Source organism: Streptomyces sp. NPDC036815, assembly GCF_055609205.1.
This window is the reverse complement of sequence record NZ_JBVJPW010000009.1, coordinates 256,087-281,949: the sequence shown is the minus strand read 5'-3', so window position 1 is coordinate 281,949 and position 25,863 is coordinate 256,087. Positions and strand designations below refer to the sequence as shown.

13 protein-coding genes and 1 tRNA gene are annotated in these 25,863 nt (G+C 67.0%); 9 read left to right on the top strand and 5 right to left on the bottom strand.

The features are described from left to right. Window positions 1–47: 47 nt before the first annotated feature. Window positions 48–1,391: a DUF2254 domain-containing protein gene (locus tag ACZ69I_RS20640; RefSeq protein WP_470833744.1), complete on the bottom strand. Its 1,344-nt coding sequence runs from the start codon at window positions 1,389–1,391 to the stop codon at window positions 48–50. Window positions 1,392–1,529: 138 nt separating this feature from the next. Between ACZ69I_RS20640 and ACZ69I_RS20635 the strand changes: the two genes are divergently transcribed. After that, a tRNA-Leu gene (locus ACZ69I_RS20635) sits at window positions 1,530–1,617 on the top strand. A gap of 247 nt (window positions 1,618–1,864) precedes the next feature. Here the strand turns inward: ACZ69I_RS20635 and ACZ69I_RS20630 are convergent. Continuing rightward, window positions 1,865–3,760 carry a hypothetical protein gene (locus ACZ69I_RS20630; RefSeq protein ID WP_470833742.1) on the bottom strand — a complete coding sequence of 632 codons (1,896 nt, stop codon included), beginning with the start codon at window positions 3,758–3,760 and terminating at the stop codon, window positions 1,865–1,867. Next, on the bottom strand, window positions 3,757–4,761 hold the full coding sequence (locus tag ACZ69I_RS20625) for a hypothetical protein (RefSeq protein WP_470833740.1): 1,005 nt from the start codon (window positions 4,759–4,761) through the stop codon (window positions 3,757–3,759). The genes ACZ69I_RS20630 and ACZ69I_RS20625 overlap by 4 nt, the downstream gene beginning before the upstream one ends. A gap of 21 nt (window positions 4,762–4,782) precedes the next feature. Between ACZ69I_RS20625 and ACZ69I_RS20620 the strand changes: the two genes are divergently transcribed. Further along, window positions 4,783–5,103, top strand: a complete 321-nt coding sequence (locus ACZ69I_RS20620; RefSeq protein WP_364992296.1) for a helix-turn-helix domain-containing protein — start codon at window positions 4,783–4,785, stop codon at window positions 5,101–5,103. A 211-nt stretch (window positions 5,104–5,314) separates the two neighbouring features. Here ACZ69I_RS20620 and ACZ69I_RS20615 read toward each other — a convergent pair whose 3' ends face one another. Then, the gene (locus ACZ69I_RS20615; protein ID WP_470833739.1) at window positions 5,315–5,836 is read right to left on the bottom strand and encodes a hypothetical protein; all 522 of its coding nucleotides are present in this window, start codon (window positions 5,834–5,836) and stop codon (window positions 5,315–5,317) included. A 280-nt stretch (window positions 5,837–6,116) separates the two neighbouring features. Between ACZ69I_RS20615 and ACZ69I_RS20610 the strand changes: the two genes are divergently transcribed. Further along, the gene (locus ACZ69I_RS20610; protein WP_470833737.1) at window positions 6,117–6,884 is read left to right on the top strand and encodes an IclR family transcriptional regulator; all 768 of its coding nucleotides are present in this window, start codon (window positions 6,117–6,119) and stop codon (window positions 6,882–6,884) included. Between the two features lie 24 nt (window positions 6,885–6,908). Here the strand turns inward: ACZ69I_RS20610 and ACZ69I_RS20605 are convergent, their stop codons facing one another. Beyond that, entirely contained in the window at window positions 6,909–7,355 is a 447-nt protein-coding gene (locus ACZ69I_RS20605; RefSeq protein ID WP_470833859.1) for an NUDIX hydrolase, read from the bottom strand. 845 nt (window positions 7,356–8,200) lie between these two features. Here ACZ69I_RS20605 and ACZ69I_RS20600 point away from each other — a divergent pair. From ACZ69I_RS20600 to mads8, 6 genes are all read left to right on the top strand, one after another. After that, window positions 8,201–10,321, top strand: a complete 2,121-nt coding sequence (locus ACZ69I_RS20600) for an AIPR family protein (RefSeq protein WP_470833736.1) — start codon at window positions 8,201–8,203, stop codon at window positions 10,319–10,321. 260 nt (window positions 10,322–10,581) lie between these two features. Continuing rightward, window positions 10,582–12,723 (top strand): methylation-associated defense system DNA methyltransferase MAD2, encoded by a 2,142-nt coding sequence (gene mads2, locus ACZ69I_RS20595; protein ID WP_470833734.1) that lies wholly within the window; start codon window positions 10,582–10,584, stop codon window positions 12,721–12,723. Next, window positions 12,720–14,144 (top strand): methylation-associated defense system restriction endonuclease subunit S MAD5, encoded by a 1,425-nt coding sequence (gene mads5 / locus ACZ69I_RS20590; protein WP_470833733.1) that lies wholly within the window; start codon window positions 12,720–12,722, stop codon window positions 14,142–14,144. The genes mads2 and mads5 overlap by 4 nt, the downstream gene beginning before the upstream one ends. Beyond that, on the top strand, window positions 14,144–18,463 hold the full coding sequence (mads6, locus tag ACZ69I_RS20585; RefSeq protein ID WP_470833731.1) for a methylation-associated defense system protein kinase MAD6: 4,320 nt from the start codon (window positions 14,144–14,146) through the stop codon (window positions 18,461–18,463). The genes mads5 and mads6 overlap by 1 nt, the downstream gene beginning before the upstream one ends. Continuing rightward, window positions 18,454–20,121, top strand: a complete 1,668-nt coding sequence (gene mads7, locus ACZ69I_RS20580; protein WP_470833730.1) for a methylation-associated defense system protein MAD7 — start codon at window positions 18,454–18,456, stop codon at window positions 20,119–20,121. The genes mads6 and mads7 overlap by 10 nt, the downstream gene beginning before the upstream one ends. Then, window positions 20,118–25,799: a methylation-associated defense system ATP-binding protein MAD8 gene (gene mads8 / locus ACZ69I_RS20575; protein ID WP_470833728.1), complete on the top strand. Its 5,682-nt coding sequence runs from the start codon at window positions 20,118–20,120 to the stop codon at window positions 25,797–25,799. Before mads7 ends, mads8 begins: the two co-directional genes overlap by 4 nt. The last annotated feature ends 64 nt before the right edge of the window (window positions 25,800–25,863 follow it).

Sequence of the window (25,863 nt, the reverse complement as noted above, 5' to 3'; positions counted from 1 at the left end):
CGTGCGGAACCGGTCCCTGCGGAACCGAACCCCGCGGAACCCGCGCGTCAGCCGATTCCCTGTCGGTCCGGCGTCAGCGCGAACGTGCGATCCGCCGCTTCCGGCACCGAGCGCTCCACCGACTGCGCGAGGAGCTCCTGGTGCCGCAGCAGCGGCTCGCGCCGTTCCGTGGGAGCGAGGAGGAGGAGATCGTCGAGACCGGCCAGCATGCGCCGGGTCACCTGGGGATTACCGAGTGCACACCCCCTGATCTCGGCGAACCCCAGATCCACCAGAGCGGTCCAGTCCGGCACCGACTGGACGAGCCGCAGTGCCCCGCGCCCGTCGCGGTGGCCGAGCGCGCCCAGCGGGTACGGGGCGATCGAGGCCAGGAACTGCACGATGCGGTCCAGCGCCTGCACGGCGGTCGTGGGGTCGTTCACCGCGGGGGACAGGGCCCGCAGCGCGATGTCGGACAGCTGTCGCAGGCCGAAGCCGAGATCCTGGTGGAAGGTCCGCTCGACGCCCACGTACACGGTGTAGCCGAGCGCCCGGCGCGAGGGCGCGGCGCCACCGTGCACCGTGAACACCGGCGTCCCCGGCACCACGAAGTCGCCGATCCGCGGGATCAGCCGCAGGACGACACCCTGGCGCCGGGCCGCCCGCACGGCCCGCGCGATGTTCACGTCCCGCAGCACCCCGGCCCTGCCCTGATGCGTGATCCGGGCGGTCTCCGGCCCGAGCTGCCCGGTGTCGACCGGCAGCTCCGTGGGCTGTTTCACGGCGACCCGGAACGATTCGCGCGCGATCCTGTCGATCACGAAGCCGATCCGCATCATCCGGACCGTCCCGTTCACGTACGCCACGAACAACAACAGGCTCAGCAGCACCATCGCCATCGCGAGCACGGACTCGATCAGTGGGACGCTCGTCAGGAGCCGGACGTCCTGCTCGCTGTCGAACGACGTGAGGGTCAGCAGGGAGAAGAGGAACGTCGCCATGAACACGGTGAGCGTGAGCTTGGTGATGCGGGACCGGACGTAGAGCCGCACCACGCGGGGGCTGAACTGGCCGCTGGCCATTTGCACGGCCACCAGCGAAATGCTGAAGACGACACCGATGAAGGTCATCATGGCGCTGCCGATGGTGCTGATCACCGCCTTGGCGTCGTCGGCGATGCCCATCAGGTTCTTGATCGCGTCGTAGTCACCGTCGTTCCGCAGCGTCGCGACGATCTCGGCGTCCAGCTCCGACGCCGCCCACCACAGAAGCATGGCTCCTAGCAGTCCCGCGGTCGGCGCGAACCACATGGTGTCCCGCAGGTGCTCGCGCAGCGGGGACAGCATCCGGGGGCGGCGCCGCTTCATCTCGCCGAGCGCCCCAGTGGCACCGGTAATCAACCCGTCACTCATGGTGAGACTCTAGGCGGGCGTGCGCGGGGCACCGTGCATCTCGCGGTCGGCGGGCGGATACGCAGGTGAAAGGCACTCCGAAACCTTGGTATTGTTGTCCATGTCGCCGCGGGGAACACCCCGAGCGACAGACACCTTGTCCGGGTGGCGGAATGGCAGACGCGCTAGCTTGAGGTGCTAGTGCCCTTTATCGGGCGTGGGGGTTCAAGTCCCCCCTCGGACACCAGCAGGGACGTTCACGAGATCGTCCTCGATACGTTCACGAATTACCGGTTGAGTCACATGACTCGCCGGTTTTTCGTCGTTCCTGCGGCCTTCGGGTCGTGTGATCGGCTCGGTGAGGGGTTGGTGCGGTGGCGGTCCGGGTGCTGCACCTCTCACCTGCGGAAACAGGACATGCCTGCGCGACGGCTGGTGGCCGTGGCGTAGGCATGTGGGGTTTTCAAGGGGTGGGGTGGGGCGGCGGGGGTGCGTCACTCACGTGGCGGAGGCTTGTCCTGCCCGGCCGGAAGCGGTTCCGACCGGGGTGGGTCGGCGGGCTGGACGCTTTGGGGTGCGGTACGCGGCGTGCTGATTCGGCGCGGCTGGATGCCTTGGTCGCGGCGGAACCGTTCGATGGCTCTGAGATTCGCCACGAAGATGATCACGGCGTTGAGCAGTGTCTGCGCGACGCGGCCGTGGGGCAGGCGAAACTGGGGGTTGTCGATGCTATCGAGTGCGGACTTCTTGAGGTTGCCGTTGCCGCCCTCGTTCTGGCTGCGCAGCCCGGACCAGGCCTCTTGCCACAGAGGGGTGAACAGGGCGTATTTCTGCCGCCACTTGGCCAACACGGTGCCTGGGACAGTGATGCTCTTCCCAGCGCAGATGTCGGGGTAGGTGCTGGTGTCCCGCTTAGGCTTGGGGATGGTGGGCAGGGCAGCTGGAGTGCGGACAGTGGGGGCGTCGAGGTCGACGATGGTGGACGGTCGCGGTTGGGGACGGCGGTAGCAGGTGACCGTGGCGTGTGGTCCGAGGGCCGGGCACTGTCGACGCTGGTCACCTGCGGGGCCGTACTCCTTGACCTTGGCCTGGAAGTCCTTTCGGGACTGGATCAAATTGGGTGCGTGGGCGCGGTCCTCGTCCGTGCGGCTGTTGATGTAAGTGGTGCCTGCGGTGACGAGCGGAGTGGGCATCATCGGGCAGTAGAACTCGCCGCCGACCAGCTCCATGCCTCGGAACTGTCCTTGCCGGTCGACCTTGTCGTCGTTGTAGTGCTTCACCGCGCTGAGGCCGAGCTTGAGCAGCTGCAGATGCAGGTTGTGGGGCTTGGCCTGGGAGATGCCACGGTCAGCGCAGAAGAGGTCTTTGACCATGCCTCGTTCGAAAGCCGGTTGGATGGCGCGGAGGGCCGCCGGCCCCGGTTCGGTGCCCGGGGTGTGGAGGATCATGCCGAGACAGACCGCAGGGTAGGCGCCGGCAAGGTCGCCGTGGCCGTGGCCGGGGAACGCGGCCATCATGGCGTAGCGGAACTCCTTCTTCTCCGGTGCCTTGGTTGTCTTCCGTGTCGGTTCACTCCGAGTAGCTGGCTTGTTCGCTGTGCCGCGTCGGGTGCCGGTGTTCGTGGGGGCCCCAGCTCCGGCGGGACGCGCCGGTCGCTTCGGTGTTCCTCCCTTCACGTACATCCCGGCGGTGATCTCAAGCGAGGCCCGGTCCTTGCGGTAGTCCGGCTCTTTGCCCCAGACCGGAACCGGAGTGTCGTCGACCGCGATGTGTCCGTGCCAGCGGGCGAAGTCGCCACGCTGGTAGGAGGTCATGACCGGAGCGAGAATCAGGTCCTGGGCGATGGCTTCCAGGTTGCGCACGGCGTCCCTGTTGGCGCGGGCATTCCATTGCCGCCGGATCTTCTTTGCCTCGTGGAGGGTCAGCCGTTTGCGGCGGTCGTGCGGCGCCGGGTCGAGGCGCTTGGTCATCGACATCCAGGACCGGTAGACCCGCTTCGACATCGCGTATTGCTTGTGCGCGATGTCGTCGATCTCTTCGTCGGTGGCACCCTCAGGGATGTTCAGGTCGATGTCGGGAACGTCGAGCAGGGCTTTGGCCCCGGGAGACAGCGCAAAGAAAAGTGTCTCCCAGGCGTCGTCGATGTTTGCGCTCTTGCCCGTGTACTGCGACAGGATCAGGCCGATCAGTACGGTGCGGAAGGGCATGCCCTTGGGTCCCGGCTTGCGGCCGTCCGCGGGGAGGCGTTCCAATGCGCCGCTCTGCCGCACAAGATCGAAGACCTTGTTCACCTCGCGATCGTTGAGGGTACGGCCGGGGGCTTGCGGTGCTGGGCGTAGGGCGAGGCCGGTGCGCCGGCAGGGTTTGTTCTCCGGGTTCTTCCTGCTCATGCTGCCGCTCCCCGCAACAGATCGGATGCCTCTGTTGCTGGTACGTCGTGGAGGAAGACGAGGTAGCGCGAGAGGCTGTGCAGCGTCGCGAGCCCCGACGCTTTGAGAATCACCTTCAGCGGAATGCCCGCATTCAGCAGATCGACGATCCAGGTCGTGCGCAGCCGCTGGGTCTGCAGCACTGCACCGTCGCAACGGCCGATGATCCGTGGGTACTTGGCGAGCCAGTCCGATGCGATGTGCTTGCTGGTGCGGTCCTGCCAGTCCGGCCGGAACACGTATGCGTCTGCCGGGATGTCTGCAGCCTCCGCCAGGAGCAGTTCCTCGTAGGCGTAACGGCACACGACGGTGCGCGACCGGCGCCCGTGAACCTGGACCAGCGCCCGCCCGGTGGAGCCCGCGTGGATGTCCCGCCCCTGAACGTACACAAGATCTTCGACGGCGAGGCCGCACCCGATACCGAGACAGAAGAGCAAGCACGCATTGCGCCGCTGGGTCGCGGTGGGCAGGCTCTGCGCCCAGATCAGCCAGTGGGCGACTTCCGCCTGCGGGTAAGGCGTCACCGGGGTCGCGGCCGCCTTCAGCCGGGTCGGCGGATGCTGCCCGAGCTGATCCAGCAGGAGCGCTTCGGAAGCCCGGCGCAGTTGGCTGCTGCAGGTCCGCCGGCTGTTGGCGCCCATGTCGCGGCAGCCGACGAGGATGAACCGTTCAACGGCGCTCCGGTCAAGGATCACCGAGGGTTCCAGCGGGAGGCCTTGGGCCTCGGTCCAGGCGACCAGCCGCGCGAGCGGCGTCATGATCACATCTGGGCCGTAGGGCCCGGCCGCAACGGCCAGGAATCCCAGCGAGCGGACGACCGGCGCGATGCGGCGCCACTGGGCGGGCGGCACCGTCTCCGGTTTCGGCGAGTACGCCAGCAGGCGATTCGACACAGCGACCTCCAGGCGCAAGGCCCATGACATGCGGCCGGTTAACCGGCCGCCGGTGTCAGTGTCGATCACGATCTGAAGGAGCGCATCTTTATGACCGGAGGCCGAGCGCGCACGGCGCCGCCACGGAATTACGCCGTCGACCCGGATCAGTGGCCGGATGCCCGGATCGTCGGGGAGCCCGCCGCCGCGGTGGTCCAGACGATTGCCCGCCGCCTCGCCGCCGCCCTGGGTGAGCGACCGGAACTCTCGCTGCGCGCATTGGCTGCCCAGAGCGACGTCGGCAGGCAGACCATCGGCGATCTGCTGGCGGGCGCCGGCTGGCCGGATGTCCTGACGGTCTGCCGGCTGGAGCGTGCTCTGGGCCTTGCCCTCTGGCCCGGATCGAATTCGACGCAATGTGCCCATGACTGATCCTCAATTGCCTGATTGGGGTCAGTCGTGCACGGTCCATCGCATGACGGCGCAGATTCTCTCTAGCGCCACTGTCGACGGCGCTAGAGTGAACGTGCACGACGGACCGGAACCCTGGTAGGAGAAGCGTCCGTTCGTGCGTTTGGGCGGCCTCCCTCGACCGATAATCGAGGGAGGCCTGCTTATTGGGTTGGGGTCGCGCTCGGGTGGATCAAGCAACTCGGGATGACAGCACAGCCCGGAACATCCCTGGCGCTACGTTTTCCACCTCACTAAGTTGCTTCATACGGTTGAGGGTTTTCCCTACGGATGAGCGGACCGTCGCGTCCGCTCCCGGGCGCACGGCCGCCGCGATATCGGTGATCGACATCGCCTCTTGGGTGGCGCACAGGAGCGTGAGGATCGCATCACGCATACTTCCGTTGCGCGGCGGCCCCAGGGTCTGGGTACCAGAGCTCGGACGCGCCTCTTCTGCCGACGGATCCTCATAGGCGATAGAATCTTCGGACGGTACCTCCCCGGAGCGCTGGGCGGTTGCCGTGTCCTCCTTGGGGGCCGACCGATCTTCGTGAACATCGGCGGATTCGGCTTCCTGGCACATCATCGCGAGGACCGCCTCCAGCGTGGCCAACTCGCCGCGCAGTGAAGTGATCAGTTCCTCCACGGCATGCCGGGCCAGGCCGACATAGACACCTTTGCTCGACGCAGGCGTACCTGTCCGATATCCCGCCACGGTGAACTCCTCAAGGAAGGCCGCTGCCAGTGTAGGGACGACACACTGTGGCACGCCCACAGTTCCTGTGAGGTGACGCCAAACGGTCAGTAGCGCGCCCAAGTGCGTTAACGCCAGTTGGAGTTATCGCAGAAATCGACCTGCCTTGACGAAGAAGTGTCTCATCGTGATCCTGCGAAGCCGTGCTGGATCCATGAGGCGTGGCACCGCAGAAATCTGGCGGTGTGGATTCTGTCGAAGCTCCCGGTCCATGGGAGCTTGTCGGCGCTACGGTTCCTTCATGGTGGATGCCAATCATCTGTCGGCGACCGAGGCCTTGGCGTCGGTGACAAAGGCTCTGGATGTTCTTGTCCTGGCTCATGACCGGGGAACGATCGGTGTCATGGAGACTGCCCGGGAACTCGGCATGTCCCGTTCCACCGTGCACCGCATCCTGGTCACCCTGACGCACATGGGTTTCCTGCGCCACGATCGGGGGCAGCGCGGATACTCGCTGGGGCCGCAGCTCGTACGCATGGGACTGGACGCCATCGCCCAACTGGATGTCCGACGACAGGCGCGCAGACCCCTGGAGGAGCTCTCCGAGAAGCTGCAGGAGACGGTGTGCCTGTACTCCCTGGATGCGGCCGTCGTCCGACTACTCGACGGAGTCGAGTGCCGGCATGTCCTGCGCGTCAGCGTTCCGCTCGGACAGGAGCTCCCCGCCCACGTCACAGCGGCGGGCAAGGCCCTGCTCGCACTGCGCAACCCGGCAGATGTACGCGCGACACTGCCGGCCGCGCTCCCTGCCACGGCGGCAGGAAGCATCACTGAGTGGCCGCTGCTTGAGGTGGAGTTGGAGGAAGTCAGGGTCCGGGGATGGGCGGCAGACCTCGAGGAAAGTGCACACGACCTGCACGGGGTAAGCGTGGCCATTTGCAACCGCATCGGGGAACCGCTCGCAGCGATCTCCGTGTACGCACCCGCCGTGCGTCTGCGTGAACAGGACATGCCAGCGGTTGCTGCGGCCCTTCAGGAGACCGCCGCCACGATCGCCAGGGCCGAGTGACGGAGGGTGTCGAGGTGCCGGGGTTCAAGGCTCCAAAGTGATCCGCCCGTCCGGGATCCACCCCTCCAGGTACCCCGTCAACAGCACATCCACATTCGGCAGATCACACCGTGCGCGCAACTCCTGCCACTGCTCAGGCCCCGCCCAGCGTGTCGTTCCCCTCCAGGACAGATAATCCGGCGGATCACCAGCTTCAGCGAGACGAAAGACGAACACGTGCGCCTCTCGACGGCTCCGGCCTACGGGCACAGGCACCTGAGCCCAGCGGCATCCTTCAACAGCGCCCCCGCGCACCGGCATCGCGCCGACCGCATCGCGGAGTACGCGCACGGCCGCCTCACGATAGGTCTCTGTGGCTCGGACGGATCCTGAAGGGAGCACCCATCGGGGAGGAGCTCCGGGCAGATCGTCTGCCACCAGGGCAAGCCGCCCGTCCCGGCTCAGCAACGCGACGAACACCACCCGCCGCATCCTGGGAGACGGCACCGCAGGGCGCCCCGAACTCTCGGCAGCATCGAGGAAAAGAGGCACGGTTCGATCCTGACATGTGGCCGCTTAACCGGCCACTTGCGTTCGGTCGGTACAGCGGCGAACACGGAACGGAGCTCGTCGTTGGACTGGTCCGCTCGGAACTCGCGGAGGAACACCTGAACACCCCCATGCAGCATCTGGGTGTAGAGAAGGTCCACCGCGGACTTCGGTGGGTGGCGATACGTCACCCCAAACCGGGCCGAGGGGGACGTTGGCGCCAGGCTGCCCCCGATGATGCCGCCACAGAGCGCCGCGCGCTGACCATGCTCAAGGCCGACCCGAAGCCGGTCGGTTCGGGTGCAGCCGAAAGCGGATGTCTATGGGATCGACGTAGCGGCCAGCTGTCACCCCATCATTTCCACCTCAGCGTCAACTACTGCCGTCAATCCGGCCCAAAGCCCCGCAGGCGGAGTGCCGCCACCTCAGCATCACACCTGATGAAGGGCACACGCCTACATCCCCCGCCCCGGCAGGGCTACAGCATCCCACCAACCGGGAACGGGATCGCCCATCCCTCACCTGTGCAGGCTCGCTACCCGTCACTCAGCGGGAAGAAGCCGGGCAAGCATGGCACTTGACCGGCCCCGCCCCCTTCAGGTAATGCACTCCGCATACGGAGAGCGGGAATCCCGCCCGAGCCGCTTCGACCCGGCATCTGGCGGTCACCGAGACGGCGCAGCAGCGCCGATCACCTTCGTTCCGCTGGCCATGTCTATGGTTCGAGGCGCATTAAAGATTGCCCCTCGATAGGGTGTTGGCGATGTGGTGCATTAGCAGGGGGGTACATGAGCAAGCTGCATGTCAGGTACGTCCGTAAGGCGATCGAGGAGCGGTTCACCGACCTCATCGACATGAAGGACAAGGCGAAGGTCGCGGAGAAGGACTACGTCCAGGCGTTCCTCAGTCGCGGCCTGGCCGCACTAGCTGTTCAGATCGAGCACCCATGCAGTGACCGTATCGCCGCGACCAGGATCTTCGACGGCGACGACGACCGGGGCCTGGACGCCATCGGGGTCGAGGTGCGGTCCGCACAGCCAAGGATCTGCCTGGTGCAGGCCAAGTGGAGCGACAACCTCAAGGGGGGCTTCGGGGAGACCGAGGTCGACCGGATGTTCCGCGGGTTGAACCGGATGCTCGACCTCCAGTACTCCAAGTTCAACAGCCGATTCCAGCAGTTCGTCCCTGAGATCGAGCGGGCCTTCGAGGTCGGCACGCCGAAGATCACACTGGTTCTCGCGCTGATGCGTACTGCTCCACTCGACCAAGGCACCAAGGAGCTCATCGAGGAGAAACTTACGGAGCTGAACCAGGTCGAGGAGATGGTCGACTACAAGCTTCTGGACCTGCGCGACTTCCACCGGGCCATCCTCGGGGACGCGGCTGCCCCAAGGATCGACGCCCGGGTCCGGTTGGACGGTTTCGTTCAGGAGTCGACCCCCTACAAGGCTCTGTACGGCACCATGACCGCGGCGGACCTCGCCGACCTGTACGGCGAGCACCGGCGTGGCCTCTTCGCGCGCAACATCCGCGACAACCTCGACCTGACCGACGTAAACATCAAGATCAGGAACACGCTCCTCGAGGAGCCGGAGCACTTCTGGTATTTCAGCAACGGCATCACCATGCTCTGCGAGACGATCAAGCCGGTCGGCAAGGCGGTCCCGGGCAAGGTCGGAGACTTCCAGCTCACCGGCGCCAGCGTGGTCAACGGTGCGCAGACGGTGAGCGCCATCCACCGTGCGTACACCGCAGACCCGGACACCGCCCAATACGGCAGGGTCATGGTGCGGCTGATCTCCCTGGAGGACTGCCCGCCCGAGTTCGGCGATCACGTCACCACGAACACGAACACGCAGAACCCGATCGAGGAGCGCGACTTCAAGTCCCTGGACAAGGTTCAGGTGCAGCTCCGGGACGACTTCGCCCTGATGCTGCACCTCAGCTATGTGATCAAGCGGGGCGAGGCCCTGCCCGCGCCGGAGCACGGCTGCTCGATGTCGGAGGCTGCCGAGGCCCTGGCCGCCACGCACACGAATGCTCAGCTGGCCGCACTGGCCAAGCGTGATCAGAACCTGGCCGGCCTGTGGGAGGACCAGACCTACCGCGAGATCTTCGGGGAGGCCCCGAACGCCTTCCGTGTCTGGCGCTCGGTGGAGCTCCTCCGCGAGGTGCGGAACCAGCTCCAGATTCTCCGGGACGGGCTGCTCTGGAGGGCGGACGCCGCGGCCTTCTACGGAGACCTCCTGGTCACCCATATCGTCTTCCGGCGCCTGGACACGCGGTTCATCGAGGATCCGTCGTATCACTGGCCGCGAGAGCTCGTTAAGGTTCCTGACCTGGTACGGGACGCGCTTGCCTGGTCGCTCGCCGCGATCGACGAGGAGTACGGAAAGTCCAGCCACATCATCGCCGCGGTGCGCAACACGGAGCGGATCGAGCGAGTTGTTCGGGCCGTTATGCGTGGGCTCGACTCCGACCGAACCGCTCCGGCCCTGGGCGAGGACTACCAGGTGGCCGAGGTTGAAACGCGGGGTCGGCAGGTCAACGCCGTAACCACCCTGATTACGAACAACCGCATCGCGGACGGCACGGTCCTGGAGTTCCGGGCGTACAGCAAGCCCGAGCGGCGCGAGATGGCGGAGTGGCTGGCGGAGGAACCTCGACGTTCGCTGGCCACGTGGAGCAACGGCAACGGAAACAAGCCCCTGCAGTGGCACGCGGACGAGGGATGGTACTCGCCCAGTGGCCTCACCAAGGAGATGCGCCGACTCGCCTCGGGGACGGTGACCTCCGCGCAGGGGACGCTTCGCTGGTTCGTCCCCGGTGAGGGGTCGCTCGACGAGCTGGCGCTGGCGGTCAGGCTGGAAGAGGGCCTGGACGTGGGGAACGAGCCGGACGGTAGTTGACCGTCCATGGTGGTGTGTGCGGCGGTGCCGACGGTGACGCGGCGATCGGCTCTTGGAGTTCCTCCGGGCGGATTGTCAGTGCCTCGCAGTAGGCTCGCGCCGCACCACCGCACAGCGTGATTGCAGCCTGACTGGAAGCGCCGTCCGGCATGCGGTCACGGCCGTAGGATCGCAGGTGGAGGGTGCGATCGAGCACGCCCTGGCCGTCCGGCCGCCAGTACCACCCGTACCACCGAGCACAGGGAAGAAGCAGCACGCCGATGGAGGAACTGACCTTGGACCCGGAGAACCCGCAGCAGCCTGAGAAGGGCGCGGAGCCTTCGGCGGCGGATACCCAACCCCAGGTCACGGCCCTTGAAGAGGGGCAGGTTGTCGACTACATCAGCGGTACGGCGATCAAGGAGACTCCGAGGGAGAAGGTGCGGCAACGCATCGCTCGGGCCCTGGTCCACGAGCACGGCATCGACCCCCACGACATGGCCCGTGACTTCCCCGTCACGGTGAGTGAGGAAGGTGCTTCGCGGAAGCGGACCAAGAAAGCCGACATCGCGATCTTCGAGTCCGGCGCGAAGCACACCACGGCGAACCTGCTCCGAGTCGTCGTCTGCAAGCCGGAGCCCAAGCGCGGCAAGAACGTCGTCAAGATCCGTGAGCCCGAGCAGGCGAAGCAAGACCTCGCCGACCTCCAGGAGCTGATGGGCAACGAGGACCGCCCCAGGTGTGTCGACGGGATGTGGACGGACGGGGTCGACTTCTTCTTCCTCAAGAAGGTAGTTAGAGATTTCGGCGTTACCTTCGAGGACCGCAGCGACTGGGAGGTCGCCGACGGCACCATCGGCAGCCGGACCGTCGCCTCGCACCAGCGGCTGCGCCAGGCCGACCCGGAAATGCTCAAGATCGCATTCCAGCGCTGCCACAACTACATCCACGGCAACGAGGGCATGCCCAAGGACGCCGCCTTCTGGCAGTTCCTCTACCTGCTGTTCGCGAAGATGTACGACGAGCGGGTCACTCGTGGCACTGGGCGCGGCAGGTTCCGGACTGGCCTGAATGAGATGTTCGACGACGATGGGCGGGCCGCCATCAGCACCCGCGTCAAGGGGCTCTTCGAGGACGTCAAGACCGAGTACAAGGGCGTCTTCAAAGCCAGCGACGAGATCACTCTGTCCGACCGGGCGCTCGCCTTCATCGTCAGCGAGATCGCCCCGTACGACCTGACGGGAACCGACGTCGACGCCAAGGGCATCGCGTACCAGGAACTCGTCGGTACCAACCTGCGCGGCGACAGAGGGCAGTACTTCACCCCACGCGGCGCGGTGAACCTGATGGTGGAGATGCTCGACCCGCAGGAGGACGAGACGGTACTCGACCCGACCTGCGGCACTGGCGGTTTCCTCCAGGCCACGCTCAAGCACCTGCGGGACAGCTGGAAGAAGGACGCCGACACCTTTGGCTTCCCCGACACTGCGGAGGAGCGCGTACGCTACGCCGACCGCCTCAAGGAGTACGCGGAGAAGCACCTGATGGGAGCGGACTTCGACCCGTTCCTGGTACGTGCGACCACGATGGCGATCATGACGCTCGCGCAGACCACGGGCAATGTCTTCCACATGGACTCGCTTGCTTTCCCGCGCGGGCACCTTCCCGGCGTGGAGCAGGCGCAGGAGAAGATCAAGCTCGGCGAGAAGGTCGACGTACTGCTGACCAACCCGCCGTTCGGGGCGGACATCCCCGTCAGCGATGAGTCGGTGCTCAGCTCGTTCAGGAACGGCATCGCGAAGTCGTGGGGACGTGACCCCGTCACCGGCGAGCCCAAGGAGAGTCTGACCTCGCGGCCGAGCAGTATGGCGCCCGAGCAGCTGTTCATCCAGCGCGCCATCGAGTGGGTCAAGCCCGGCGGACGGATCGGCATCGTCCTGCCCAACGGCATTCTGTCGAACCCGGGGCCGACCGACGAGGCGATCCGCCGGTACATCCTGGAGAACTGCTGGGTGCTCGCAAGTGTCGAGCTGCCGGTGGAAACGTTCGTCGTCGACGCTAACGTCAACATCCTCACCACCCTCCTGTTCCTGAAGAGGAAGACCGGGCAGGAAGTACAGAACCACCGGATGGGAACCGAGAAGCCGTACCCAGTCTTTATGGCGGTCGCGGAGAAGGTCGGGTTCGACCGGCGTGGCAACGACCTCTTCAAGCGCGAGCCCAACGGGGAGTTCGTGGTGGAGACGGAGGTCGTCATGGAGCGGCTCCGCATCGGGGACAAGGTGGCGACCCGGCCGCTGAAGCGCAGCAAGAAGGTCATCGACAACGACCTGCCTGTGATCGCGGAGAGGTACCGGGAATTCCGAGCCAAGCATCCGGTGCCGGGTGTGGCCCCGCGGAAGGTCGCGGGGGCGAGCGCGTGAAGATCGCCGAGTTTTCCAATCCGGTGATGTCGAGCTGGTTCGCAGAGCAGGGGTACAGGCTCGACGCGTCGCCGTATGTTGCGGGGTCGTTGAAGACGAAGAAGTTGCTGGAGCAGCTGCCGAAGACGGAGCCGCTGGCGGCGGTGACAACGGGGCCCAACGGCGGGCTTTTCTACGGACCGATGTTCCGCCGGGTATACCTCACCGACCCCGAGCATAGTGTGCCTTGGCTTGGCAGCCGGGACATGATGGCCGCCGATCTCACCAACTTGCCTCGCTTGAGGAAGTCGGATGCCGAATCGCCATCCTTGAAAGCCCAGCAGCTCAATCCCGGCATGACCCTAATCTCACGCTCAGGTTTCTACGCCGGTCGACGGTCCTATGTTCGCCCCGACATGGGGAAATGCTGGGCATCAGAGCACATCCTCAAGGTGCAGCCTAATTCCGAGAAGATCAAATCCGGGTATCTGTACGCATTTCTCCTCAGCCGGTTCGGTGAGTCACTGGTGCGCGGTTCGGTATACGGGTCGGCGGTGAAGCACATTGAGCCGCACCACATTGCGGGACTGCCGGTGCCGCGGTTCGATTCGGCTGTTGAGGATCGAATCCACCGTCTGGTGGAGCACAGTGCGCGCCTGCGTGCCACGCACCAAGAGCAGCTGGTCGCTGCAACGAAGGACTTCTTCGAGAGCAACGGGCTGCCTGAGTTGAATAACCTGCGCTGGCACCAGCAGGAGCGAGACCTCGGTTTTGAAGTCGCGAGTGTGGGGTCATCTTCTCTCCGAGCTCTCAATTTCGCTCCGAGGGCACAGCGGCTACTCAACAAACTGACCTCAGCATCCGGCCGCTCACTCGGCGAGATCTGCGAGGGCGGAACGCTCCGGACCGGCGCTCGGTTCAAGCGTATTGACAGCGACCCAGGACATGGCGTCCGGCTCATTGGCCAGCGCCAGGCCTTCTGGCTTCGCCCTGAGGGCCGTTGGATCAATGAAGCGCAAGCTCCTGCTGACATTCGACTCAAGGATGAGACGATCCTCATCGCGGCACGGGGGACCTTCGGCGAGAACGAGGTTTACAGCCGTTCCGTCTTCGTGACTGGGTCATGGCTAGAGCATGCGTACAGCCAGGACTACGTTCGCCTCCTCAGTGGCGACCCCGACGTGTCTGGCGCCTACCTGTTCGCCTTCTTCAGGTCGGAGGCAGCCTTCCGTGCACTGCGTTCCTTGAGCGTCGGCGGCAAGCAGCAGGAGTACCACCCGCAGTTCTTGCGGGCTCTGCACATCCCGCTCGCGCCCCCTGCAGACCGCGCCCGCATCGCCGCCACCGTCCGCTATGCCTACCAGTGCCGCGAGCGCGCCGACATCCTAGAAGACAAAGCCCTCGCGCTGCTCACCACTGCCATCAAGGAGGCCGCTGGCTAATGGGTGCCAGGATCGTTGCAGTTGGGGAGGCCGTCAACGATGCCGAGCGGAGGGTGATCGCGTACCTGCGTGATCACGCCCCCGACGACTGGACGGTCCTGCACTCCGTCGAGATTCCGCGCAACCGGAACGAGCTGTTCGAGGTCGACCTCGTCGTGGTCACCGGGCACGCCGTGTACGTCATCGACGTCAAGGGCACCCGGGGCCGCATCGAGGCCGACGGCCGCAAGTGGCACCCTTCCCGCCGGGCGCCGTTCCGCTCCCCGTTGCCCAAGCTGCGCCATCACGCCCGGCAGCTGAAGTCGATCCTGGAGACGGCCCACCGTCCGCTGTACCGGCTTTACACCGACGCGCTCGTCGTCCTGCCGTATCCGGACGCTCTGCTCGTCGACCGCTCCCCCCGGCAGCAGGACGCCCGGGACACCGTGCCCCTGCCCGATCTGATCGGGCGGCTCGCCGACGTCAGCCGTGTCCCCACCTCCACCAACCGGTTCGACACGGATATCGTCGCCCACCACGACCTGATCGTGAGCACGATCCAGGGCGCCTCCCGGCCCCCGTCCGGGCCGCTGCGGTTCGGCAGCTGGGAGGTGATGGAGCGGCTCGGTGAGACCGCGCCGGAGGAGAGCGGGAACGGTGTCCACCGCGAGTACCGGGCCAAGAACGCCAACGCGCCGCAGGGCTCGGGAACCGTCCGGCTGTCGGTGCGTACGGCCGACCCGTACGCACCGGAGGCCGAACGTCTGCTGCAGCAGAAGCGGATCGGCATCGCCTACGAGGCGCTCGGCAAGCTGCCCTCGCATCCGAACATCGTCGGTGCCCGTGACTTCTTCCCCGATGACGACGAAGGCGTCTTCGTCACCGTCTACGACGACGTTCCCGGACACGCGCTGGCGCTGCACCTGTCCGGGGCCGCCGACCCGCTCACCACGGACGCGAAGCTGCGCACGGTCCGGCACATCCTGATGGGGCTCGCGCACGCGCACCACCGGCACATCGCGCACCGCGAGCTGAACCCGTCCACCGTCCTGATCGCCCAGGACGGGCGGGCGATGCTGACCGGTTTCGAGTACGCGAAGACCGCGCAGCGGCGCACGCACACCGTGGGACCGGAGGCGCACCAGATCGCCGACCGTGCGTATCTCGCGCCCGAGTGCCACGCCGACCCGTCCGCGATGGGTATGAAGGCCGACATCTACGCCGTCGGTGTCATCGGCTACCAGCTTTTCACCGGCGAGCTGCCGTTCTCCTCGGCTACTGAACAGGCGGGAGCCGGCGGCATGCTGCCGGCATCCGGCCTCGAGGCGGCCCAGGTCCGTGTGGAGCTGGCGCACTGGCTGCAGAAGCTGTGTTCGACGGACCCGGCGGACCGGCCCACCGCCGTCGAGGCGCTGCGGCGGCTCGATCTGGTCGTCGGCGCGCAGAATGTCCCGCCCAGGCGCCGGGGTTCGTCCTCTGCCTCCCGGACCCCGGACGGCGCCGCCGATCGGTCGGCACCGGGCTCCCCGCACGGTCCGGAGTTCTTCCGGGACCTGCCGGCCGATTTCCAGCTCGGCACGAAATACCTGGTGCGCAACCGGCTCGGGCGTCCCGGTTCGTTCGGGGTGGCCTACCGGGTCTACGACACGATAAGGAGTGTCGACCGGGCGGTGAAGTTGGTCCTGCGGGACCGGGACTCCGTCCTGGAACGACTGCGCCGCGAGGCGGACGTCCTGCAGCGGCTTCAAGACGCACGGCATCCCAACGTCGTGGAAATGATCGACGCGGACCGGCTGCTGCCGCCGGACGAGTACCCGTACCTGGTCTTCGAGTTCGTCGACGGCAAGGACGTCGCGGAGGTGATCCGTGGCGGTCGGATGGGCGCGGCGGACGTGCTGCGGCTCGCGATCGACACCGCTCGGGGGCTGCGACACATCCACGAGCGCGGGGTGTGGCACTGCGACATCAAACCGAGCAACCTGCTGTGGACCGACGACGGCGTCAAGCTGATCGACTTTGGGATCGCGAAGACCGCCGACTCCTCCGAGGGACACACCTACACCAGCCCCCGCTACACCCCGCCCGACCTGGACCAGGTCCCTGCGGACGGCTCCGGGTACGCCGACCGTGATCTGTTCGGCCTGGGTGTCACCCTGTACGAGGCGCTGACCGGCGGTCAGTACCCGTGGGAGGGTGTCGGACAGCCGTCGCCCGGGGTGCGGCCGGTCGATCCGCGTACCGCGTACAGCGGATTCGGTGACTTGTCGTCGGGGTTCGCCGAGATCATGCTGCGGGCCATCTCGCCCCACCGGGGCGAACGGTTCACCACGGCCGAGGAACTGCTCGCCGCACTGGAAGGACTGGAATCGGCCCGTCTCGCCCCCGTTCCGGTCCCGCCACCCCTCCTCGCCCAGCAGCCACCGTCCCCACCGGTGGTCACCGGCGGAGACGAGGCCCCGCAGCAGCCCAACCACAACCCGTTCGTAGCCCATCTGCAAACGCTCTACAGCCAGAGTCGTCGCAGCAACCGGGGCACCCGTGGCCTCGACCCGCACGCCATGTCCGTGTACATCGAGACCGCCCTGGACCGTGAGCTCGTCCCCGCCCTGCGCAAAGGCCGTCACGCCCTGGTCGTGGTCACTGGCAACGCGGGGGACGGCAAGACCGCGTTCCTGGAGAGGTTCGAGCGCCAGGCCCGAGAGCTCGGTGCCGAGTTCGGACCGCCCCGCTCCAACGGCACCGACTTCACCCTGGCCGGGCACTGGTTCCGCACCAATCACGACGGCAGTCAGGACGAGGGCGAGACCAGCGGCGACGACGTCCTGGAGAAATTCTTTGCGCCGTTCGCCGGAGCCGACGAAACGGCGTGGCCGGTCCAGGGCGAGACCAGGTTGATCGCAATCAACGAGGGCCGTCTGGTGGACTTCCTGAGCCACCGGCACGACCGCTTCCCCCACCTGGCGAAGCTGACCAACCTCGGCCTTGCGGGAAGCGCCACCGGCCAGGCTGTCGCCGTCGTCAACCTCAATGCCCGTGATGTCGCTGCCCGCCCGCTCAGTGCCGATGGTGAACCGCAGGACGGGGAGTCGCTCCTCGAGCGGATGCTCGACCGGATGACACATGAGCGGTTCTGGAGCGACTGCGAGACCTGCGACCTGGCGACTGTCTGCTACGCCCGGCACAATGCCCAGACCTTCCAGCACCCCGCCGCCGGCCCACAGGTCAAACGGCGGCTGCGCCGCGTCTACGAGCTGACACAGCTCCGCGGCAAGCTCCACATCACCCTGCGCGACCTGCGCTCCGCCCTCGCCTACACGCTCGCTTCGGGCCGCGACTGTTCCGAGATCCACCAGCTGTATGCGGCTGGCGACTCTGAGGCGATCCTCGACGGCTTCTACTTCTCTGCGCACCTGGGCACCCCGCCCGCCCCGGACGGCGCCCCGCGGGAACGGGACCGGCTGCTCTCCCTGCTGCGGCAGGCCGACGTGGCCGCCGCCCCGCAGCCGCAGCTCGATCGACGGCTCGACTACGGCGGACTCCTCTCCGCCGGCGCCCTGGTCACCGTCGACGGACGTGGGGACCGTGACCGGATCTTGCTCGGCCAGGAGTTCGCACGGCTCGGCCGGTCGATGACCGACCGAGCCGCCCAGGCCGCTGGCCATCGCCGGTACGTGGACGCGACCCGCCGCCTGCTGTACTTCGAACTTCGCGACGAGGAACGGGCGGAACGGATGCTGCCCTATCCCTCCGTACTGCGGTTCATGGAACTGCTCTCCCGCACCGACGCCGCTGGCGTGGAGGAACGCGACACCATCCTGCGAGCACTCAACCGTGGTGAGGGACTCGTCGCACCGGAGCGCATCGGCGACGCCCTCGCCTTGAAGGTCCGGGACGTTCCGGGCGGAACAGTCCGGAGCTTCCGGCGCTTCCCTGCCGCCGGGTTCCGCCTCGAACCCGGCGCGGCCCCCAACTCGCCCTATATCGAGTCCGGGCGGACCTCGCTGCGGCTCACCTACCAGGACCCCGTCGGCCAGCAGGGCGGCACCGCCGAACTGGACATCCGGCTCGACCTGTTCGAACTGCTCCGGCGCTTCGAGCGCGGCTACCGGCCCTCGGTCACCGACCTGCAAGGACAGCAGCTTGCCCTCGCCGTGTTCAAGAACCGGCTCGCCGCCGTCCCGTACCAGGAGGTCCTTCTCACCACGCACGGACACGACCTGCGGAGGATCCACCGCACCGAGGACTCCGTACTGCACCTGGAAGAACTGACGGCCCGGACCGACGGTGGTGCGCAGCTGGGCGCGGACGCCGCCGTTGCGGAGGAGACGACATGGCGCTGACCGGAGCCCTGGGCACGTTTACCCACCCCGGCGTCAGCCGAATCGACTACAAGGCGCTGGACATGGACCGCGTGCTCACGGCCCTCCTGGCACGGCTCTGGCACGGCGGTATGCCCAGCAAGATCAGCCGGACCTGGAACCTCGAAGTCGACGTGTTCGTGAAGCTGTTCCTTGGGAACCCGGAGGTGTTCGACGGATTCGACCGGGAGACCACCACCCGTTGGGCCTCGACCCATCTCCTCGATCTAGTCAACCGGGGTAAGCCGACGGAGGCTGTGGCCGCACCTCGGCCGCTGCACGGATTCACCTACCGCTTCCGCAACAGCCGGAAGTCCCGCCCGTACGGGGCCGACGAGCAGCTGTACGAGATGCTCGCCGAGGACGAGGGAGCGCTGAAGGGACTGCGGGAGTTCTTCTTCTCCGATGTGGACCGCTCCACCGGTGACATCACGCCCGGCCCGGGGACCGACGTGGAGACCCAGGCACTGCTCCACCTCGTACAGCGGGCAGGCCACCAGATGCAGGACCGGGCAGACACCAGTCGGCCCCGAACGCCCTACACTCCCCTGTGCGCGGAGCCGGCACGGCAGCTCTGCCAGGACGTCATGCGGCTCCTGTACCACCAGGACCACATGCCCAGGACCGTGCTCGTGGACTACTTGAAGATCCTCTTCGCCTTCCATCTGTCTCTGTACCACCTGCGGATGATGAAGCTGCTTCCGGCGGTGATCGAGGCAGGCGCGGGCAATGCCACCTGCCGTGGGGGACATTCCGGCGGGCAGGGCACAGACCGCTGCCCGCACCGGCCCCGGCTCTTCCTCGACGTTGAGGGAGTGCCCGGAACTCCGGCCGCCGAGCTGGCCGAACGCAGCGCGGAGATCTGGTACCGGCGCGTCCCCCGCTTCGTCCAGGCGACCTACCAGGTGAAGAAGCTCGACGAGTTCTCCGCTCACCTGGTCCGCCACACCACCAAGCTGACCTACCCGCCGGGGCGGAACTACTTCACCCCGGAAGAGGTGCTGCAACGGCTCGGAAAGTCGTACGCCAAGGAACGTGACGCCTTCTTCCTCCAGCGGGTCACTCGCGTGCGGGACGAGGAGAAGGACCTTCCCCCGGAGCTGAAGCAGATCACCCAGCTCGGGCTCTCCGCCTTCGACGAGTACATCGAGATGCTGATGCACTACAAGGGGCGCCACTACCGGAACTACTTCATCGAGTGCCTCGACACCATGCTCCTCAAGCACCGGCCAGGCGCACTGATCGCCCAGCCACGCGGCGGGCGCACGGGCGGCAAGAGCGTTGCCCGACGCTTCGTCCTGGACGCCAGACTCCTGGAGGTCCTGTTGCAGGTGTCACTGCTCAGGGAGGGCGACGACGGCACCGGAAACCTGCAGACCTCACCGATGCGCGTCGACGAGTTCCTCACCCTGCTGCGTGAACGGTACGGGCTGCACATCGACCAGCTGCCGGACACCGACGGCTTCTCCGGAGCGCACCTGGACGACCAGGCCGCCCTGCGCGCCAACGCGGCAGCCTTCCTCGACCGGCTTCGCGAGATCGGCTACTACCAGGACATGTCCGACGCCTATCTGACGCAGACCATCACCCCCCGGTACAGCATCGGGACCGAGGCGACGACGGGAGCAGCGCCCCGATGAGCAGCAGCACCACCGGTCTGGTGGAGATCACGGCCAAGGACCTCCGAGAGGCGCTCGAAGGCGTCCTCGTGCCACGGCTGGCGAAACTCGTCGGGGAGCGGGCGGCCGGTCACTGCATGCGGATCACGGAGGTCGACGCCGAGCTGGCGGCGCCTCTGGTACGACGGCTGCGCGGGGCGCTGGGCCCGGCCGCCACCGTCTGCGTCCTCGGCCAGGCCGACGACCTGGACCCGACCCGTCCCTTCCACGACGTGACCGTCACCAGCACCAAGCTGGTCGAACTCCGCAACCGAGCAGAAGGCGAGGGAACGCTCCCTGGGCCGCTCCTCGTGTTCGTTCCGCCCGGCACCCGGGTGAGCGCCGAGGACTCCTTCGGCATCGCGACATTCGAGGAGGTGCCGCTCGGTGACGCATACGCTCAGCTCGCCGACCACCTCCTTCAGCAGGTTCCGGACCGGCTGCGTCAGGGCGTCGACCAACTGCTCGCCGCACTACGCGGCCATGCCGACCGGCGGACGAGCGACCGCGCGGTCGCCGCGTACCTGCTGACGCTGCAGACCAACGGCTACCGGGAGCAGGTGTCCGGGGCGGCCGTCTACCACTTCGGGCTCGTCCCCGACTTTGACCTGTACGCCGACCCCACCGCGGTCAAGGAGCGGGTCGAACGGAACCGGGGGCTGGTCGACAAGTTGACTGCGTCGAACCGCTCCGAGCGCCAGCGCGTCCTGGACCTGGGACTGAGTGACGGCGATTTCGCCGCCAAACTCGCCGGATTCGCGACCCGCTGCGGCTTGGAGGACCCGGTGGTGTGGACCCGCCGTGTGGTCACCGACCGTGAGAACTGGGGACTGTCCTTCGGGAACTGGCGTATTGACGAACGCCGACGTGCCACGGTCGCCATCGAGGTACGTGAGCTGGGGCTTCCCATCGCCGGCGACAACGCCGAGGAACTGAAGAAATACCAAGCACTCCGGGCGATCGTCGGCCAGCCCTACCTGCTCACCGGAGACAACGGTGTACGCGAACTCACCGCCCGATTCACCGTGCAGCCCTCCCCGGCCAGGGTGGACGCGCTCCAGCGCTTCCGGGTGGAGATCGTCTCGGAGAACGGCGGACCGATCGGACGGATCGCGTACAAGGACAAGGGGACACGGGCGGTCCCCGAGTACAAGGTCAAACTGGCCAAACTGAACAAGATCGACTGGGAAGAGGGCTGGCACTACGTCCGGGTGACGCCCCTCGACGCTGTGGGAGACGCGCTCGACGTCGCCCCCAACGCTCACGAGCTGCTGGGCGGCGAGAGCGAGCGCTTCTACGTTGTCCCGAACGCCGAGATCGAGGAACCGCCCGAGCGCAGTGCGGGCCGCTATCCCGGGGTCGCCCAGGCACTGAGGTCACTGCAGTTCGACGCGCTTGCCACGGGGGATGACCCGACCCGAGTCGTACTCAACGACATCCGCTGGAAGCCCAGCACGCGGCGGAGCCCGCAGCGGGCCCTCAACGCCAAAATCCGTCCGGCGGGCAGCGCGGAAATCCGGCTGTCCCCCCTGCTCGTACAGGTCCAGCAGGACCTCCTCGCCTGCCCCGAGGACACTTCGCTGCGCCGCCTGGTCCTCCACCCCGACGGCACCTTCGAGATGCCCTCCGGGGACGAGGAGAACCTGGCCGGCACTCTGACGGGGCGCGCCGCCGAGGCATACGACGCGTTCCTTTCCGCGCGGGGCTTCTACTTCGGAGCCGTACTCGGCGGGAGTAGTCACGGCGACGAACCGGTCGAGGTCGGCGATCTCCTGGTCACCGAGGCCGTCGATTTCGAGACCGTACGCGAGGAACTCGCCGCGTACGCCGAAGCATATGCCGAACTGGTGGAGGCCCAAACCTTCCAGACGGAAAGGGCAGGAGACGACGCCAGGGGCGCGGCACTCGTGGCCCTGGCACGGATCCAGCAGATCGACTGCCTAGCCGTCAGCCTTACCGACGGTCTTGGCGGGCGCGACACCGTGCTGCTCGCCTCGCCCACCCACCCCCTGCGCGCCCTCTGGCTGGCCACCTGGTCCGCGATGGGCAAGGAATGGACCGGCCGCCTCGTCGGGGAGGACAACCGCCGTGCCATCGCGGCCCGCGATTCTCTCCAGGGAGCGCTGTCGCCGCTCGGATTCCCGTTCGTGGTCCCGCGCCAGGACGGGCGCCTCATGGCAGCGGCTGACAACCTCACCCCGTACTGGGGTGCCTACCTCCCCAGCGAGACCGCTGACCCCCGCGGCCTGCTCGGCCGCCTCTCCGCCGGACTGAACCTCTCCACCTCCGGCACCCGCGCGGCGAACGGCGCGAGCGCGCTGTCCGGTACGGCACTCGCCGACCGGATGGAGCGCTACGTACGGCTCCACCCGTACGTCCGCACCCTCGTCATGAACGTCGTCAACGCGGGGCGGGCCGAGGTCATCGCCGATGCCCTCCTCGAACTCCAGCGGCGCCCGGCCACCCGTGATCTCACCTATGACATCCGGCTCTGCGTGACCGACCCCGAGGCCCCGGAGACCGGAACGGCGCTCGGTGAACTGCTCAGCGCCCAGAGCCAGATCGCCACCGCCGAGGCGGAAGCCTTCCTGCACACGGCGGGCGGGGGGCGCCACGCAAAACTCGTCTACTCGGTTCGCTCCATCGAGGAGTTCCGCAGCCCCTCCATAGAGTTCGACGCTCATCTGACTGTGCTCATTGACGCCTTCGGAGGTGAGCAGCACAGCTCCGTCAAGCGGCACGGCATCGCTCACGCACCGGTACACGGACTCGTCCAGGCTACCTTCGCCGCGTATGAGGACTCCGAGCAGCAAATTGTTTGGCGGACCGTCCCGCGCTACGGAGCCGCCCTGCCCACCGCCGAGGGCGCCGAGGACCTCGCCACTCTCCTGAGCCGGCTGCCCGGCCTGCTGGCCGGCGCAGCCGCCAACGTCGCCACGGCAGGACAGGCGCCCCGCAACGTGCCGTGCACCGTCCTCTCCCTCGACAACGACGACCGCGCCCTGCTCTACCAGGCCCATCAGATCGGCGACTGGGTCGTCACAATCGACCGCACACTCGGCCTGGAGTACTTCGACCATGCCGGAGAGCACGGCCGCCCCGAGTACGTCATCGACTACACGCCCGCGCTCGACAGCGGCCTCGGCCACCAGATCATGGTCAGCTCGAACTCGGTCGACGAGCTGCGCAACCTGCTCGGCCCCACCGCACGACAGCACGGCATTGCAGTGGAGGAGCGCCACCTCAACTCCTTTTTCGACCAGCTGCGCCTGCTCTCGGGGAACCTCGCTTTCAAGCTGGCCTCCACTGCCCCCAACCAGCGCACCGAGGTTCTCGGGTTGTCCCTAGCCCGCCTCTACCTGGACTACCAGGACGCACTTCACAACCAGATCGTCGTCCCCCTGGACGCGCACCCCGAGCTCTACGCCGAGGCGCGCCGCCGCGCCGGCGAGCTCGGTGACGTGCTCTCCTTCCAGCGCAGTGACCTCGCTCTGTTCCACGTCGACGCGAGGACACGAACCATCACCTGCCGACTCGTCGAGGTGAAGTGCTACACGGCGCTCGACGACATCAGCGCCTACCAGCGGCTCAAGACCAAGGTGGCCCAGCAATTGGGGCAGAGCGAGCGCATCCTTGCCGAGTCCTTCGACCCGGAATGCACCACACCGGACCGTGTCGACCGGCCGGTCAAGAACCTCGCCCTCGGCTCCCTGCTCCGCTTCTACCTGGAGCGGGCAGCCCGTCACGGAACCATGGGGCGTGGACCCCAAACGTCCGCACATGCCCTTCTCGACTCCCTCGACGACGGTTACCGGCTCGAATTCACCCGTAGCGGACTGATCTTCGACCTGGCGCGGAGCGGTACGGACCGGGAGTCGGAGGGTGGGGTGGAGTACCACCGGATCGGCAGTGACCTGATCACGGAGCTGATCGATGCGATCCCTACCAGGCGGCCGGGCGTCCCAGAGCCGTCCGATGCCGTTGCCGAGGACTCGGCGGATTTCGGCCCGGATGCGGACGGGGCGGCCACCGCTCCCACCCTGGCCCTTCTGCAGCTGTCCGTTCCGCGACTCGCCGACGCGGAGTTCCGTGCTCATGGACGCGAGGAAGCGGATGGGGCGAACACTCCGGCGCAGGAGGAGCTCTACAGGGACGACGGAGAGAACTCGGCCGGAGACTGCTCCGGAGCGGGCGATGCCCCGGCGTTCCCCGCCGACCAGATGCAGCCTCGTCGCTCGGAAGGCAGCATGGACGAATCGATCGAGGATGGCGCACCTGCGCTGCCCGGACCTCAGGCAGAGTCGCCCGTCTCGCACGGCACCCCGCCCGATGCTTCGTCGGCAGTGAACCAGGTTCCACCGCGGACGGAGACCGAGCTGGACAGGCGCGGCTTCCACGAGACGCCGACCATCGACGCCCAGCCCACTCCGGTCACGCTGGATATGTCCTCTGCGGGAAGCGTCCCCGAGATCTTCCTCGGCGTCTCCCGCCCGTCCCTGCAGCACGGCGTGCTTGGTGAGGTTGCCGGACGAAAGGTCGCGGTCGACCTCTACGAGACCCACACCATCAGCCTCTTCGGTGTCCAGGGAGGCGGAAAGAGCTACACCCTGGGCAGCATCGTTGAGATGGCCTCGCTGCCCGCCCCGCCCGTCAACGAACTGCCCCACCCGCTCGCGACCGTGGTGTTCCACTACAGCCGGACCATGGACTATGCCCCGGAGTTCACCTCCATGGTGCGCCCCAACGACGACCAGGCGCAGCTCAAGGTCCTCAAAGAGCGTTACGGGGCCGAACCACGCGCCCTGACCGATGTCCTGCTCCTTACGCCCGAGGCCCAAGTTGCGGAACGCAAGCGAGAATTCCCCGGCATCGATGTCCAGCCACTGGCCTTCTCCTCCGGAGAACTCCAGGCATCCCACTGGCGCTTCCTCATGGGCGCAGTCGGCAACCAGTCCACGTACATCCGCCAGCTCACCCGCATCATGCGGGCGAACCGCGACAACCTGAGCCTCGCCGCCATCCGGCAGGGCGTGGACGACTCGGGCATGCCCGACCACGTCAAGCAGCTCGCCCAGGAACGTCTAAACCTCGCCGAGGAGTACATCGACGACAACGCCAGCCTCACCAGCCTCATCCGCCCAGGCCGACTGATCATCGTGGACCTCCGGGACGAATACATCGAGAAGGACGAGGCCCTTGGCCTTTTCGTCGTCCTGATGCAGCTCTTCGCCGAAGCCCGTGACGAGGAAGGGCACTTCAACAAGCTGGTCGTCTTCGACGAGGCGCACAAGTACATTGACAGCCCCGACCTAGTTGCCGGGCTCGTCGAGACGGTCCGCGAGATGCGGCACAAAGGCATGAGCATCCTGGTCGCCAGCCAGGACCCACCCTCCGTGCCGATCTCGCTGATCGAGCTCTCCGACCACGTCATCCTGCACAAGTTCACCTCCCCAGCCTGGCTGAAGCACCTCCAGAAGGCGAACAGTTCCTTCGCCGGACTGCGCTCGGAGCAGATGGCGCAGCTCCAGCCCGGCGAGGCGTACGTGTGGGCGAGCAAGTCCACCGACCCTGCGTTCACCCACGGCGCGGTGCGTGTGCGGTGCCGGCCTCGGGTGACCCGACACGGCGGAGCGACGAAGACCGCGTCAGGCGGGCAGTAGGGCGACAGTACGTGGTCCGGTTACAGGATCTGGGCCACGCGGTACCGGCGCGCCCGAGCCGCGC

Coding starts and splice junctions, on each gene's coding strand:
- mads2 (WP_470833734.1), top strand. CDS start 10,582: ATGGAGGAACTGACCTTGGACCCGGAGAACCCGCAGCAGCCTGAGAAG.
- ACZ69I_RS20640 (WP_470833744.1), bottom strand. CDS start 1,391: ATGAGTGACGGGTTGATTACCGGTGCCACTGGGGCGCTCGGCGAGATG.
- ACZ69I_RS20600 (WP_470833736.1), top strand. CDS start 8,201: ATGAGCAAGCTGCATGTCAGGTACGTCCGTAAGGCGATCGAGGAGCGG.
- ACZ69I_RS20605 (WP_470833859.1), bottom strand. CDS start 7,355: ATGCGGCGGGTGGTGTTCGTCGCGTTGCTGAGCCGGGACGGGCGGCTT.
- ACZ69I_RS20630 (WP_470833742.1), bottom strand. CDS start 3,760: ATGAGCAGGAAGAACCCGGAGAACAAACCCTGCCGGCGCACCGGCCTC.
- mads7 (WP_470833730.1), top strand. CDS start 18,454: ATGGCGCTGACCGGAGCCCTGGGCACGTTTACCCACCCCGGCGTCAGC.
- mads8 (WP_470833728.1), top strand. CDS start 20,118: ATGAGCAGCAGCACCACCGGTCTGGTGGAGATCACGGCCAAGGACCTC.
- mads6 (WP_470833731.1), top strand. CDS start 14,144: ATGGGTGCCAGGATCGTTGCAGTTGGGGAGGCCGTCAACGATGCCGAG.
- ACZ69I_RS20620 (WP_364992296.1), top strand. CDS start 4,783: ATGACCGGAGGCCGAGCGCGCACGGCGCCGCCACGGAATTACGCCGTC.
- ACZ69I_RS20610 (WP_470833737.1), top strand. CDS start 6,117: ATGGTGGATGCCAATCATCTGTCGGCGACCGAGGCCTTGGCGTCGGTG.